This is a genomic window from Streptomyces fulvorobeus, assembly GCF_013167895.1.
Lineage (GTDB): Bacteria > Actinomycetota > Actinomycetes > Streptomycetales > Streptomycetaceae > Streptomyces > Streptomyces fulvorobeus.
The window spans coordinates 437,206-451,093 of record NZ_BLWC01000001.1 but is presented as its reverse complement, the minus strand read 5'-3'; the positions used below and the strand labels follow the sequence as shown (position 1 = coordinate 451,093).

The 13,888-nt window shown below is 72.5% G+C and carries 5 protein-coding genes and 2 pseudogenes; 4 read left to right on the top strand and 3 right to left on the bottom strand.

Features of this window, described 5'->3' with window-relative positions:
• Window positions 1-361 precede the first annotated feature (361 nt).
• Together Sfulv_RS01935 and Sfulv_RS01930 are read right to left on the bottom strand one after the other, a co-directional pair.
• Window positions 362-580 carry an MbtH family protein gene (locus Sfulv_RS01935; protein ID WP_256668793.1) on the bottom strand — a complete coding sequence of 73 codons (219 nt, stop codon included), beginning with the start codon at window positions 578-580 and terminating at the stop codon, window positions 362-364.
• Window positions 581-1,212: 632 nt separating this feature from the next.
• Entirely contained in the window at window positions 1,213-2,217 is a 1,005-nt protein-coding gene (locus Sfulv_RS01930; RefSeq protein WP_173310669.1) for a mannose-binding protein, read from the bottom strand.
• A gap of 526 nt (window positions 2,218-2,743) precedes the next feature.
• Between Sfulv_RS01930 and Sfulv_RS01925 the strand changes: the two genes are divergently transcribed.
• The 4 genes and pseudogenes from Sfulv_RS01925 to Sfulv_RS01910 all read left to right on the top strand — a co-directional run bounded on the left by Sfulv_RS01925 (window position 2,744) and on the right by Sfulv_RS01910 (window position 9,474).
• Window positions 2,744-3,553, top strand: coding sequence for a type VII secretion system-associated protein (locus Sfulv_RS01925; RefSeq protein ID WP_173310666.1), 810 nt, complete (start codon window positions 2,744-2,746; stop codon window positions 3,551-3,553).
• Window positions 3,550-4,794, top strand: coding sequence for an RICIN domain-containing protein (locus Sfulv_RS01920; protein ID WP_173310664.1), 1,245 nt, complete (start codon window positions 3,550-3,552; stop codon window positions 4,792-4,794). The genes Sfulv_RS01925 and Sfulv_RS01920 overlap by 4 nt, the downstream gene beginning before the upstream one ends.
• Window positions 4,795-4,932: 138 nt before the next feature.
• Window positions 4,933-8,243 (top strand): annotated as a pseudogene (locus Sfulv_RS01915) (right-handed parallel beta-helix repeat-containing protein).
• Window positions 8,240-9,474 (top strand): annotated as a pseudogene (locus Sfulv_RS01910) (S8 family serine peptidase). The pseudogenes Sfulv_RS01915 and Sfulv_RS01910 overlap by 4 nt, the downstream one beginning before the upstream one ends.
• A 63-nt stretch (window positions 9,475-9,537) precedes the next feature.
• Here Sfulv_RS01910 and eccCa read toward each other — a convergent pair.
• Window positions 9,538-13,605: a type VII secretion protein EccCa gene (gene eccCa / locus Sfulv_RS01905; RefSeq protein WP_246352988.1), complete on the bottom strand. Its 4,068-nt coding sequence runs from the start codon at window positions 13,603-13,605 to the stop codon at window positions 9,538-9,540.
• Window positions 13,606-13,888 lie beyond the last annotated feature (283 nt).

The following is a 13,888-nucleotide window of genomic DNA, read 5'->3' as shown; positions in this document are numbered from 1 at the left end:
GGCGAAGAGGGCAGGACGGAACTGCCCTGCCGGTTAGGAGCCGAGCGCCGGCGACGGGTGGTGAAAACGACGAGCGGACCATCGTCGCACCCATGGCGCGGACTCTGTCGGGAGTCCCTCACGGGGTGAGCACCCGGTGAGTAGCTCCGCTGTCTTCGCGCTTTGAGGACAAGCCACGAGGCAGTCCACCGATGTTTTACGAAAGCCACATAAGGGCAGCGCGAACTTGTGTTGGCGAGAAATGATCAATTGCTGCCAACATCTGATCGATTATGACCGAATCGGCGAGTCGCCCGGAGGGGACGCCGGGACACCGCCCGGCCCGGGCGCCATGACGCCCCTCGGCTGCCCGGCCTCGGGCCTACGCCGCGCCGTCCTCCATGGCCCGCACCAGACCGGCGGGCCGCATGTCGGTCCAGGCGCCTTCGACCGCGTCCAGACATTCCTGGCGCGACCCTTCCGGTCCGTCGACGCGCCATCCGCCCGGGACATCGATATGGGCGGGCCACAGCGAGTACTGACCCTCGCCGTTGACCAGCACCACGAACCGCCCCGACTCGTCATCGAAAGGATTGATCACGACCGCCCCCACCTGCTTCTCACTTTTCCACGGCACGTACTTCGTGTGTCTCTTTTCCGGGCATGCTGATCCGACCGATTCCCGCCGTGACGCCGCCGAGTACTCCGCCCCCATGGTGCGACTTCGGCTGCGCGGAGCGGAGATAGGTTGCGCCTCCGGAACAGCGGTACACCGGTGGCCGAGCCAGACTTTTTCCCTGACTTGGCCCGTTCATGCTAATCACACTAGAACACCCTCGCGGCCAGAAGATGAACATTCACTCGTTACTTGTGAGTAAGTCATCGGACGTCAAAGTGAGAAGCCCGCCCGAGACATATGCCAAACCCGTCTCTGCGGAAATATCCAGCCACGCCATGTCCCCGATGTGCACGTTTTACCGAGTACGACCCACGCAAATCCGGATAGCCGCCGGCGTGCGCCCGCAGACGGGGGTGACACACACAGGGAGCACACCGCGCCCCCGTGCGCCGGGCACGCGCCCCACCCGCCACCCGTACGCACGAGCATGAGACGGCCTCCGTCGCCACTCGCGAGGCGGGCGGATGGCCGGTTGACGTTCCTGCGCGCCGGCCTCCGCCGGCCTTCCGGGCGCCGTCCTCGTCGCAGGGGCGGCGCCCACCAGTGCCGTTCCGTCAGGTGGACCAGACGACTCTGCCGTGGTGCACGATGACCACCTTGGCGTCGGCCCGGAAGACCAGCTGGGCGCCGGCGTAGTCATGGGTCTTGGAGGCCCAGATCGGGCGGCCGTCGCCGTTGTGGACGACAAGGTTGCCGTCGGGCTGGAAGTTCGCCCGGTGGTTCGGGCCGAAGGTCATGGACGCCCAGATGGGCTTGCCCAGTTCGTTGAGGACGACGAGGTTGCCGTCGGTCTGCATGACCATGCGGATGCGGTTGGTGGTCCATGCCTGGTTGACCTGGAGGACGCCGGGCGCGGAGACGGTCACCGTGCTCCAGTTCGGCTTCGGGGCCGCCTTGGGCTCGGGCTTCGCCATGGGTGCGGGCTTCTTCTCGGCCGGGCGGCTCGGCTTGGGCTCCGGTTCCGGCTTCGGCACTACGGGCTCGGGGACGGTGGCCTTCGGAACCCCCGCGCTCCTCGGCTTCTCCGCGCTCGGGGACGCACTGCGCTTCTTCTTCGTGGCCGGGGAGGCGCTGGGCTTCCCGGCCACGTAGTCGTCGATGGCGGCGGGGGCGGAATTCGGGTTGAGGACGGTGTCCGCACCTGCCGCTACCGGTCGTGCGGTCTCCCGCTCCTTGTCGTCGGCGCTGCCGATCAGCAGCAGGGGTATGGCGATGAGGGCGGCGCCGACGAAGGCGGCCCCGGCCAGGACCGGGGTGCGTGGGCGCCCGCCGTCGACGCCTGTGCTCGTCCTGGTGCCCGGCGCCGTCGCGACGGCGGCCACCACGCCGACGCCCTCCTCGTGCGTCTCGGCGGTCCTGCCGGAGGCGGCCGCCGGGGGTGGCGCAACGGCGGGCTCCCCGGCCGGGGCGGCGGCGGTCTCCGCCTCGGGCGCGTCGGCGGCCGGGCGCGGCGTCTCCCCGGCCGGGGCGGAGGGCGGCGCCGGGGACCCGGCTTCCGGTGTGCGGGGGGCCGCGGCCGCCGCCGCGTTCGTGCCGGATGCGGGGTGCTGGGGAGACATTCGTGTACTCCTTTGTCGTGGACTGTCTGTAGGCAAGGGCAAGGGCAGGGGCAGGGCCGGACGTGAGGCTGTACGTCTGCGGGTGCGGTCGGGCGCGGCGCCGTACGGGCCGGCCGGCCCGCCTCGCCGGATTCAGCGGTATCTGGCGTGCTGGCGGTTTGGCACGGCCCGACGCCTTGCCGCGCTGCGAGGCGTTCCCGTACGGCCCCGCCCGGAACACGGGCCGGAAGGCGCCGCACGTGGAAGGGGCCGACGGCGTATCAACGTAGCCCGTGATGGGGGCGGTGGCCGTTCCCACCCCCGGACGCCTCCGCCGCTTTGTCCTCTCGCGCCCAACTGCTGGCGGAACGTCCATGGTTCGCACAGGGAACACGTGCACGGAGACCTCCGTAAGGATCTTCCCCGAGCTCCCGCGGGCAGGGCTCGTGTGACATCCTGTCGACTCCACGATCTGATGGGTGCCCGCGTGCGAACGCATGTGACGCGGCACCTGGGAGTGCGTGAAGACCCAAGAGTTCAGGTGGAGATGCGTCCCGGAGAACGGCAGAAGGACTTGAGCGACGCCCCGTCCGTCATCTCCGGGGCCACCGGCCCGGCCGCGGACCCCGTGTCACCCGCCCCGGACACCGCCGGTCCCGCCGACAGCGCGGACACCTCCGGCATACCCGAGGCCGTAAGGGCTGCCGCCCGCAGGGCGCCGGGGCACTGGGTCGGGGTGGTGGACCCGGAGTGGACCGAGGAGCGGCCGCCGCCCGAGTGGGCGGTGCTGGGGGAGTGGCAGTCGGACGGGAGCGGGAGCGTGGGGGAGTACCGTGCCAATCCCGCGTACCGGCCTTCGGCGCGGGTGCTCGGCTGGCCCGAGCCCACCGATCCGGTGGACGCCGCGGCGCAGCGAGCCGCCACCGGCTACGGCTCGGTGGAAGCCGCGCTCACGGCGCTCGCGGAGTCGGACGTCACCGTGGTGCGCGGACCGGACGGCGGGCCGCTCACGGCCGCCGGGCGGGACGGTGCGCCGGCGGTCCTGTTGTTCACCTCGCCGACCCATGAGTTCATGTCCGATGCACTTCACCATGACACCTTGCCGGCACGCGAACTGGCCCACTCACTGAAAGGCTCCGGCACCATGCTGATGGTCAACCCCGGTGCTGTGGCCCCGCTGTTCGTGCCGGCGGACAGCCTGACCGGCCCGGTGCCCGCCGAGGGCGGCGCGCGGGTCTCCCCCGCCACGGTCACCGCGGCGGAGGGCGCCCCCGGCGCTACGCCGGCCGCCTCTTCGGCGGACCGTGCCGACCGTCCATCCGAACCCTGGCCCCACACCACAGGGAGAACCCCGTGACGCGTCCGTCCCAGCAACCGCCCGCTTCCGAGGGGCCGGCCGCGACCGGCACGGCCGCCGCCCCCGCCGGACCCGAGCCCGCGGAGGCCGGGACCGGGCCGCAGGCCGCGGAGACCACGCGTACGGGTACGCGGGCCCCGGAGCACCCGAAGGCCGCGGAGCCCGCGGAAGGACCCGTCCGGCCCGAGGAGAAGCCCGGTGAGGGCGAGAGCGCGCCCGGAGAGGACCGGGCGGCCGGGCCGGCGACCTCGGAGCCTGCCGGGTCCGCGACCTCGGAGCCCGCCGGGCCCGAGTCCGATGCGGCACCCGGCGCCACGGCCGCCGCCCGCAGCAGGCTGCCGGCGCTCGTGCGGACCATGACCGCCACCGCGATCGGCCGCCCCCAGCAGGCCGCGACGGTGGGACGGCCGGGCAAGGCGGTACTGGCCGGGGCGGCGGTGGCCGGAGCACTGCTCGTGTCGGTGCCGTTCCTGGTACTCGCCGGGAACGACGACGAGGGCCCCGGGCAGCCGTCAGTGGCGGCGGCGGGGACCGTGCTCGACGGGAGCGCGCCGGAGGCGCCGGGGGAGTTCGCGGTGTCCCCGCCCGAGAAGGGTTCTCCGGAGGACGACAAGAAGAAGGGCACCGGCGAGCCCGCGCCCCGGAAGCCGGTGAAGCAGGCCCCGGCGCCGGAAGCGGCCCAGGACCCGCCGGCGAAGGCTCCCGAACCCAAGAGCGCGCCGAAGAAGCCGGCAGGCGCCGAGAAGCCGCCGGCGAAGGCGGCCGAACCGGAGGACAAGCCGGAGAGACGGAGCGTGCAGAAGCGTTCCGGCAGTGCCGCCGACCAGCCGGCGAAGGCGGCATCCGGAGTCACCTTCAGTGCCCCCGTCTCCCTGCGCAGCCATCTCTCGGGCCGCTGCGTCGACGTACCCGCCCACGACTTCAGCGACGGCAAGGCGCTGCACGTGTGGGACTGCAACAACTCCGAGGCGCAGCTGTGGCGGTTCGCGTCGGACGGCACCATCCGCATCAAGGACAAGTGTCTGGACGTGGCCAACGCGCACTTCGGCAACGGCACTCCCATCCAGATCACGTGGTGCAACGGCAACGCCGCCCAGCAGTTCGTCCTGAACGGCAGCCACGACCTCGTCAACACCGTCGTCGGCATGTGTGTCGATATCAGGGACAGCAACCGGAACCGCGGGACCGCCTTGCAGCTGTGGAGCTGCAACGGAGCCGACAACCAGAAGTGGAGCGTCTGACCGGAACGCCTCCACGCCGGGAGCACCGGTCCCGAAACCCGCACGTACCGGGGACGAGGCATGATGGCACCGGCGGCCCGCGCCCCCCGCAAAGGGTGGCGTTCGATCAAGACGCTCGCGTAGCAAGGAGGTTGGTGCGTGTCGCGCCAGGTACTGTCGGTCGGTCCCACGGACCGCTATCGGACGATAGGTGAGGCACTCGCCGCGGCCCGCACGGGGGCGCTCATCAGCGTCCGGCCCGGGACGTACGCGGAGAACCTGGTGATCCAGACCAGGGTCACCGTCACCGCCGCCGAAGGGCGGGGAACGGTGGAGATCCGGCCGCGTTCGGGCAGCGTGGTCGCGCTGCGCGCCGACGCCGTGATGTTCTCCGAGCTGACCCTGCGGGGCGGTGACGCCGAGCTTCCGGCCGTGGACGTGCGGCGCGGGCAGGCCGCGTTCGACGGCTGCGAGATCATCGGCGCGGCCTGGGCGGCGTTGCTGGCCGGGGGACGGGTTCCCTCGCCCTGCGGAACTGCCGGGTGAGCAACCCGCAGGGCGCGGGCGTCGTGGTCACCTCCACCACGCCCACCACCGTGGAGTCCTGCACGCTCGAACACCTGGGCACCAGCGGCCTGGTCCTCGCCGAACAGGGCGAGGCCCGCATCCGTGACTGCACGGTGCGCGACGCCCGCGGCAACGGCCTGCTCGCCAACGGCGAGAGCCGTGGCAGCGTCGAGGACTGCGACATCTCCTCCACCGACAAGCCCTCCATCGCCCTGGAACAGAACTCCGCGGTCTCCGTGCTCCGTACCGTGGTGCACGACACCAGCACCGGCGTGCACCTGAGCAGCGCGGGCCGTACGACACTGGAGGACGTCCGCGTCACCGGCGCATCCGGCAACGGGATCACGCTGGCCGCAGGCACCGACCCGGTGCTGCGCCGCTGCCGCGTCTCGCGCGTCCGCGGCCACGGCGTGCTGGTCACCGACCGGTCGCGCGGAACGTTCGAGGACTGCTGGGTGGACAGTGCGCAGGGCGCGGCGCTGCGGGTCGCGGGGGCCGCGTCCCCGGCGCTGACCGGCTTGACGGTCCGTGCAGGGGACGGGCCCGCTCTGCTCCTGGAGGAGGGCTCGGCGCCGGAACTGGACCGCCTGGAGGTGATCGGCGGCTCGCCCGCGGTCGCGGTGCTCGGCGGCGCCGGTCCCATGCTGCGCCGGGCGCGGCTGGTGGAGCCGTCCGGTGACGGCATCGCGGCGGCCAAGGACGCCAGGGGCCGCGTCGAGGACTGCGAGATCGTCCGCCCGAAGGGCGCGGGGGTACGCGTGGCCTCCGGCAGCACCCTCTACCTGGCCGGTGGCGGGGTCTTTGACGCCGCCACCAGCGGCCTGATCGTGGAGGACGGCGGCAACGTCACCGTCCGCGACTTCCGCGTCGAGATCTCCGGCGAGGAGGGCGTGGTGGTCGCCCCGGGCGGCGAGCTGACCGCCAACCGCACCGCCGTACACGCCTCAAAGGGCCACGGCTTCCTGCTCCAGGCGGGCGCGCTCGCCTCACTCAGCGGGTGCGAGGCCACCGGTGGCGCCCAGGACGGCTTCCGGGTGGAGTCCACCGCGCCGGTCTCGTTCGTCAACTGTGTCGCCCGGGAGAACCAGGGCGGTGGCCTGGTGCAGACCGAGGCCGGCGAACGGCTCGCGGTCGAGGGTCTGAACAGCACGGGAAACGGCAAACGGGACGCGTGGGGCACCGGCAGCGCGGAGAACACCGACCCGGCCGGCTCCGGCGCCGCTGACGCGCCCCCGCCGGACCGCGCGGACGGCCCGCTCGGCGCACTCAACGCGCTGATCGGCCTGGAGAACGTGAAGCACCAGGTACGCACCCTGGTCAACCTGACCCAGCTCGCCCAGCGCCGCGAACAGCTCGGCATGTCGGCCCCGCCGATGAGCAGGCACCTCGTCTTCGCCGGGCCGCCCGGAACCGGAAAGACCACCGTCGCCCGTCTCTACGGGGCGATCCTGGCCGAACTGGGCTCGCTGCGCAGCGGACACCTGGTGGAGGTCTCGCGGGCCGACCTGGTAGCGCAGATCGTCGGCGGCACCGCCATCAAGACCACCGAGGCGTTCCAGCGAGCGCTCGGCGGCGTGCTGTTCGTCGACGAGGCGTACACGCTCACCTCCGACAGCGGCAACGGCGGCGCCGACTTCGGCCGCGAGTCGGTGGACACGCTGCTGAAACTGATGGAGGACCACCGCGACGACGTGGTGGTGGTCGCGGCCGGCTACTCGCGCGAGATGGAATCCTTCCTCGGCTCCAACCCGGGCCTGGCCTCCCGCTTCTCGCGGACCATCGAGTTCGAGAACTACTCGGTGCCCGACCTGGTCGCGATCATGGAGAGCATGTGCGGGCAGCACCAGTACGAGCTGGGTGAGGGCACAGCGGCCGCTCTGGCCGCGCACTTCGAGGCGATGCCACGGGGCGCCGGTTTCGGTAACGGCCGTGCCGCGCGCGGTGTGTTCGAGGAGATGGTGGACAGGCAGGCGGTCCGGCTCTCCGAGCAGCCCCAGGTCAGCGAGCACGACCTGCGGCTGCTGCTGCCGGACGACGTGTCGGCCACCGCCGCCGCCACTGCCGCCGGTCCCTCCGTGCCGGACGACGACCCGTTGACCCGGCTCGGAGACATGATCGGCCTGGCCGGGGTGAAGCGCGAGGTCGCGGATCTCGTCAACCTCATCACCACGGCCCGCCACCGTGCCGCGGCCGGGCTGCCGGTCCCCTCGCTCAGCAACCACCTGGTCTTCACCGGCCCGCCCGGCACCGGCAAGACGACCGTCGCCCGCCTCTACGGGGAGGTCCTGACCCAGCTGGGCGTCCTCGACCGGGGCCAGCTGGTCGAGGCCGCCCGCGCCGACCTGGTCGGCCGCTACATCGGCCACACCGCCCAGCTGACCCGTGAGGTCTTCGAACGGGCCCGCGGCGGCGTGCTCTTCATCGACGAGGCGTACACCCTCACCCCGCGCGGCGGCGGCCCCGACTTCGGCCAGGAAGCGGTGGACACCCTGCTGAAGCTGATGGAGGACCACCGCGACGAGGTCGTCGTCATCGTCGCCGGTTACACCGACGAGATGGAGCGCTTCCTCGGCTCAAACCCGGGCCTCTCCTCCCGCTTCCCGCGCCGGATCGCCTTCGCCGACTACTCCTCGGAGGAGCTGGTCACCATCGTGCGGACCCAGGCAGCGGCCATGGGGTACGAGTGCGGGCCCGGCACCGGCCCGCTGCTCCAGGAGTACTTCGACGCGGTGCCCCGGGACCGGTCCTTCGGCAACGCCCGGCTGGCCCGTCAGGTGGTCGAGTCGATGGTCACACGCCAGGCGGGGCGGATCAGTTCGCTGGCCGCGCCCACCCTGGACGACCTGCGTGTCCTCCTCCCCGCCGACGTCACGGTCGCGGCACCGCAGGTGGCACCCCGATGACGCCCACCGCACGCCTGCTGTCCGGCGCCGGCCTGGCCGCCGCTCTCCTGCTGCCCACGGCCGTGCCCGCGCAGGCGGCGCCCCCTCGCGTCCCCCCGCGGCCGAGGAAAAGAAGGGCCAGGAACTTCCGGGCATGCCCTCCGCCCTGGATCCCGAGGCGGATGAGGTGGTCTGCACCCCCGCCTCCCGGGCGAAGGCGCAGAAGCAGGACTGGTCGCGCCAGCGCCTCGACCTGGACCGGCTGCACCGGCACAGCACCGGCGCCGGGGTGACCGTCGCGCTGATCGGCACCGGTGTCGATCCCGACGCGGCAGGGCTCAGCGGCCGGGTCACCGCCCCGGGTACGGCCGGGGACGACTGCGTCGGCCAGGGCACGTTCCTGGCCGGGCTGATCGCCGGGACCGGCGGGGACAGCCCCCGGCTGGCCGGGGTCGCCCCGGGCGCGAAGATCCTGGCCCTGCGGGGCACCGACCGGCGCGGACAGGCGAGCTCCGCCCTTGTCGTGGAGGCACTGCGAGCGGCGGCCGAGGCCGGGGCCGAGGTGATCGCGGTCATGGTGGCCCTGCCCCGGCAGGACGCGGCGCTGAGCGGCGCCGTCGCCGAGGCCCGCCGCGCGGGCGCGGTGGTGGTCGCCGCGGCGACCCCTGACCCGCCGGCCCGCGGCGCTGCCGACCCCATCCCGTCCCGCACCTACTGGCCGGCCGGTGAACCGGGCGTCCTCTCGGTCGCCGACATGCTTCCCGGCGGTGGCCGCCCGGACGGCTCCCTGCCCACCGAGGGCATCGACGTGGCCGCCCCGGGCGCGGGCGTGGTCTCCGGCGGCCCGCGGGGCGAAGGCCACTACCTCGGCGGCGGTGTGCCGGTGGCCACCGCCTACGCCGCGGGGGCCGCAGCGGCCGTCCGCGCTGTCCATCCCGAGGACTCGCCCGAGGAGGTCATCCGCCGGCTGACCGCCACCGCCTACCCCGCCGACATCCCCCAGCTCGACGCCTACGCCGCGGTCACCACCGTGCTCGGCGCTCCCGCCACGTCCCTCGGCGTCGAGCGCGCCGCGGACCCCGTGACCGTCCGCGACACCTCAGCCGCCGACCGTGCCACCGGCCGGGCCCTGCTCCTGGTCCTTCTCGGCTCCGCGGGTGTCTGCACCGTCCTCTGGGCCGGCTTCGCCCTTTCCCGGGCCCGCGCCCGGGGATGGCGTCCGGCGGGAGCGGCCGGAACGGCGACGGAATGAGCTGAGGTCCTGACGGAGGCACCCTCCCGAGGTATCTCAGGAGGGTGCCGTTCCCGGGTCCTCTCAGTCCTGCTGTCCCCGGCTCTCCTCCGCCAGCGCCGTCTGCATCAGCCGCGGCCGGCGGCGAGCGATGTGGAGGGCCCGTCCCGGCGGCAGGTTGAGCGGCTTCGCGTCGCCGAAGAGGCGGCCTTCCGTGGGCGGGCAGGAGAGCAGGACCGCGGGGTTGTTGGCCTCGTCGAGCCGGCGGATGAGCCCGTCGCTGAGGCCCCGGCCGGCACCCATGGCGCTGCGGGCGACGACCAGGTGCAGGCCCATCTCGAAGCCGAGGGTCAGATTCTCGAACAGCGGCTCGAAAGGACTCTGGAAGGAGTTGCCGGCGACCATGTCGTAGTCGTCGACCAGGATGAACAGGCGGGGGCCCGTCCACCAGTCGCACCGGCGCATACGGGCGGGTGCGATGTCGGCACCGGGGACGCGGCCCTTCATCGCGCGGGCCGCCCCCTCGACGGTCTCCTTGAGGTTGTCCATGGAGATCACGTGCCCGATGCGGTACTCCTCGGGGACGGCGTCCACCAGAGTACGGCGGAAGTCCACCGCGATGATCTTCGCCTCCTCCGGGGTGTAGCGGGTGGTGATGCCCTGGGTGATACCGCGCAGCAGGTTGGTCTTGCCGCTCTCGGTGTCGCCGACCACGATCAGGTGGGGGGTACGGCTGAAGTCGTGCCAGACAGGTGCCAGGGCGTCCTGGTCGATACCGAGCGCGATACGCATGCCGCCGCCCTCGGTGGGCTCGGGCGCCGGGAGTTCGGCGAGCGGGAGCCGGTGCGGCAACATCCGGACCTGCGGGGCGGGTGCTCCCGGCCAGTGCCGGGAGACTTCGGCGACCAGGTGCGTGACACCGTCGCCGAGATCCTCCAGGGAGCCGCTGCCGTCCAGCCGTGGCAGGCCGGCGAGGAAGTGCATCTTGCTGTCGGCGGTGATGCCGCGGCCACCGCTGCGCGGCACCGAACGGGCCTTGCGGGTGTCGATCTCGGAGTCCATCGGGTCACCCATCCGCAGTTCCAGACGGGTACCGGCCTGGTCCCGGACCTGGGCGGACAACTCCACCCAGCGGGTGGTCGTGATGATCAGGTGGATGCCGTAGTTGAGGCCGCGGGCGGCGAGTTCGTTGAACTTCGGGATCAGGTCGTCGTAGTCCTGGCGGACCGTGGACCAGCCGTCGACCACCATGAACACGTCGCCGAAGGGTTCGTCGGCGAACTCGCCGGCGGCCCGGCGGCGGCGGTAGGACTGCATGGAGTCGAGCGTGTGGTCCACGAAGAGCTGCTCGCGGTGGGCGAGCAGCGTCATCACCTCGGCGACGGTCCGGTGCACCCGCTCCGGGTTGAGCCGCGCCGCGACGCCGCCGACGTGCGGAAGGGCGGCGAGCTGGGAGAGGCCGCCGCCGCCGAAGTCGAGGCAGTAGAACTGGACCTCGGCCGGGGTGTGGGTGAGGGCGAGGGCCGCGATCAGTGTGCGGGCGAGGGTGGACTTGCCGCTCTGTGAACCGCCCGCGACGGCGACGTGGCCGCCGGCTCCTGACAGGTCCACCACCAGCGGGTCGCGGCGCTGGTCGAAGGGCTTGTCCACGAGGCCGAGCGGGACCCGCAGCCTGCCGGTGCCCGGCCAGCCGGCCGCGCTGAGTCCGCGCTCCGGATCGGGAGCGATCCCGGGCAGCAGGACGTCCAGCGGGGAGGGCTCCGCCAGAGGTGGCAGCCACACCTGGTGGGCGGCGGGGCCCGAGCCGCGCAGCCGGTCCAGGGCCACGTCGAGCAGGGCCTCCTCGTCGCCCGTCTCCTCGGTCTCCGGCTCCGGCTCGGTCGAGGGGTCCAGGGTGCGCGGCACCACCCAGCCGCTGGTCCACGGCACCACCTGGCTCGCCACCCGGGCCTGCACCACCGCGCCGGTGCGGCGCCGGTACGTGCCGGACGAGTAGGCGGCGCGGAACCGGGTCAGGGACTCCACACCGGACTTGAGATAGCCGCTGCCGGGCTGGGCCGGCAGCTCGTAGGCGTCCGGGACGCCCAGCACGCCGCGGCTCTCCATGGCGGAGAAGGTGCGCAGGCCGATGCGGTACGACAGGTGGCTTTCGAGCTGGTGCATACGGCCCTCGTCCAGGCGCTGCGACGCGAGCAGCAGGTGCACCCCCAGGGAGCGGCCGAGGCGGCCGATCATCACGAAGAGGTCCATGAACTCGCGGTGCGCGGAGAGAAGTTCACTGAACTCGTCGACCACCACGAAGAGACTGGGCAGCGGGGTGAGGGCGGCGCCCCCGGCGCGGGCCCGCTCGTACTCCAGGGCGGATGTGTAGTTGCCGGCGGAGCGCAGCAGTTCCTGGCGGCGGATCAGTTCACCGTGCAGGGCGTCCTGCATGCGTTCGACCAGAGCGACTTCGTCGGCGAGGTTGGTGATGACGGCGGAGGTGTGCGGGAGTTCCTCCAGGCCGAGGAAGGTGGCGCCGCCCTTGAAGTCGACCAGGATGAAGTTGAGCGTCTCGGAGGAGTTGGTCAGGGCGAGGCCGAGGACGATGGTGCGCAGGAGCTCGCTCTTGCCGGAACCGGTGGCGCCGATGAGCATGCCGTGCGGGCCCGACCCGCCCTGCGCGGACTCCTTGATGTCGAGGTCCACCGGCCGGCCGTCCACCCCGACCGCGATCGGTACCCGCAGCCGGGCGGAGCCCGTGTGCCGGTTGAAGAGCGTGTGCGGGTCGTGCCGGTGAAGGTCGGGGATGCCGAGCAGGGTGGTCAGCTCGACGTCGGTGTCCATCGGCTGGGCGATGTCGGTGCCCAGACTCATCCGCCGGGGACTGAGGAGCCGGGCCAGCGACTCCGCGCCGAGGAGGCCGAGCCGGTCGGGGCGGCCGAGTGGCACGGAGCGTTCCTTGCGGCTGCGGTCGGTGCGTACCAGGTTGACCTGGCCGGGGTCGACGGTGAGCCGCAGCGTGTTGCGGCCGGGGCGCCAACGCAGCGCCCCGGATATGTCCAGGGCCAGGGCGTTGCGGTAGCCGTGCCCCTCCCAGCGGTGGCCCTCGGGCACGGTGACGCCGTCCAGGAGGACGACCGTGTACGGCTCGTCGCGGCTGGGGCGGGCTTCCGGATCGAAGCCGGGGCGCTCGGCGAAGTCGGCGCCGAGCAGGTCGTCGAGCTCGGTGAGGTCGGCGGTGATCCGGCGGGCCTGGCCCGCGCCGTCCTCCTCGTACGGGTCCAGGGTGTGCGGGAGCCACTTGGCCCACTCCCAGTCAGGCCGCCGCTCGTCGCTGACGCAGAGGGCGATCCACAGCTCCTCGGGCGCGTGGAACACCGCGAGCTGTCCGAGCACGGCCCGCACCAGGGCGCGTACCGCTTCCGCGCCGGGGCCCTCGCCCGGCTCCGCGCCGCCCTCCCCGGCCGGCGGAGTGCCCGGCTCGGCGGGCTGCCGGCCGGGTGTCTCCTCGGGGCGCAGCAGAATCCGGGCCGAGGAACGCAGATAGAGCCCGAGGGGCTGTCCCGGGATGGTGGAGTAGGCGCGGACGAAGCGGCGCAGGGCATGCGCGCAGAGGGGTTCGAGGTCCTCCACCGGGCGGGTGGTGACCGGGTTCAGGGTGAGGGCGAGTTGCTGCTCGCCGACCGCGAGCCGGACCTCACCGAAGTCCTCGTCCGCCGGGCGGCGTTCCCACAGCCGAGACGTGCGGGCCAGCGAGCGGAGCGAAGCGGGCTCCGGGTGGCGCCAGGCGAGCGCCCGCTGCTGTTCCGTGATGGTCGTGCGGACCCGCTTGCGGATCTGCGCCAGATAGCGCAGGTAGTCGCGGCGTTCACCCGTCAGACGCTGCTTGCGCTCGCTGGAGCGGCGCATCAGCTGTCCCAGCAGCATGGCACCCGCGGAGAGTGCCATGACACCCATCGCCAGGTACATGAAGACGCCGTTGCCTCCGCCCGGGCGCAGGAACATCAGCATCATCGACACCGACATCAGAGCCATCGGCAGATAGGTCCAGATGGCCGAGGTGTCGGGGACCGTCTCGGCGAGGACCGGCGGTTCCTGGAGGGTCAACTGGCCTTCGGGCATCTCCGGCCCGCGCCTGCGGGCCGGGCGGCGGAACAGCACGACACTCAAGGGAACAGATCCTCCGGTTCACTGACTTTCCGGCCCGCACCGAATTCCGGCGCACCCGGTGGTGGAAAAGGCCGCATCACGCCGTTTCTCCGGGTCGCGCGTGGCACGGTGAACACCGGATGAATGTTTCGAGCGGATGGCGGGGCGGTCAACTTCCTTGGCGGTCAACCACATACCGGATATCTGGAGCCCGGTGCGCAGCACGACCCGGTGGTCGTAGGCAGTAGTGTGCATTCACGGAACGCGAACTGTCCACGCGGGGGTGGTCGTTGCCGGACCCGCG

Excerpts from the sequence above, each read along its gene's own strand:
- Sfulv_RS01930 (WP_173310669.1), bottom strand. The coding sequence starts at position 2,217 with ATGTCTCCCCAGCACCCCGCATCCGGCACGAACGCGGCGGCGGCCGCG.
- Sfulv_RS01925 (WP_173310666.1), top strand. The coding sequence starts at position 2,744 with ATGCGTCCCGGAGAACGGCAGAAGGACTTGAGCGACGCCCCGTCCGTC.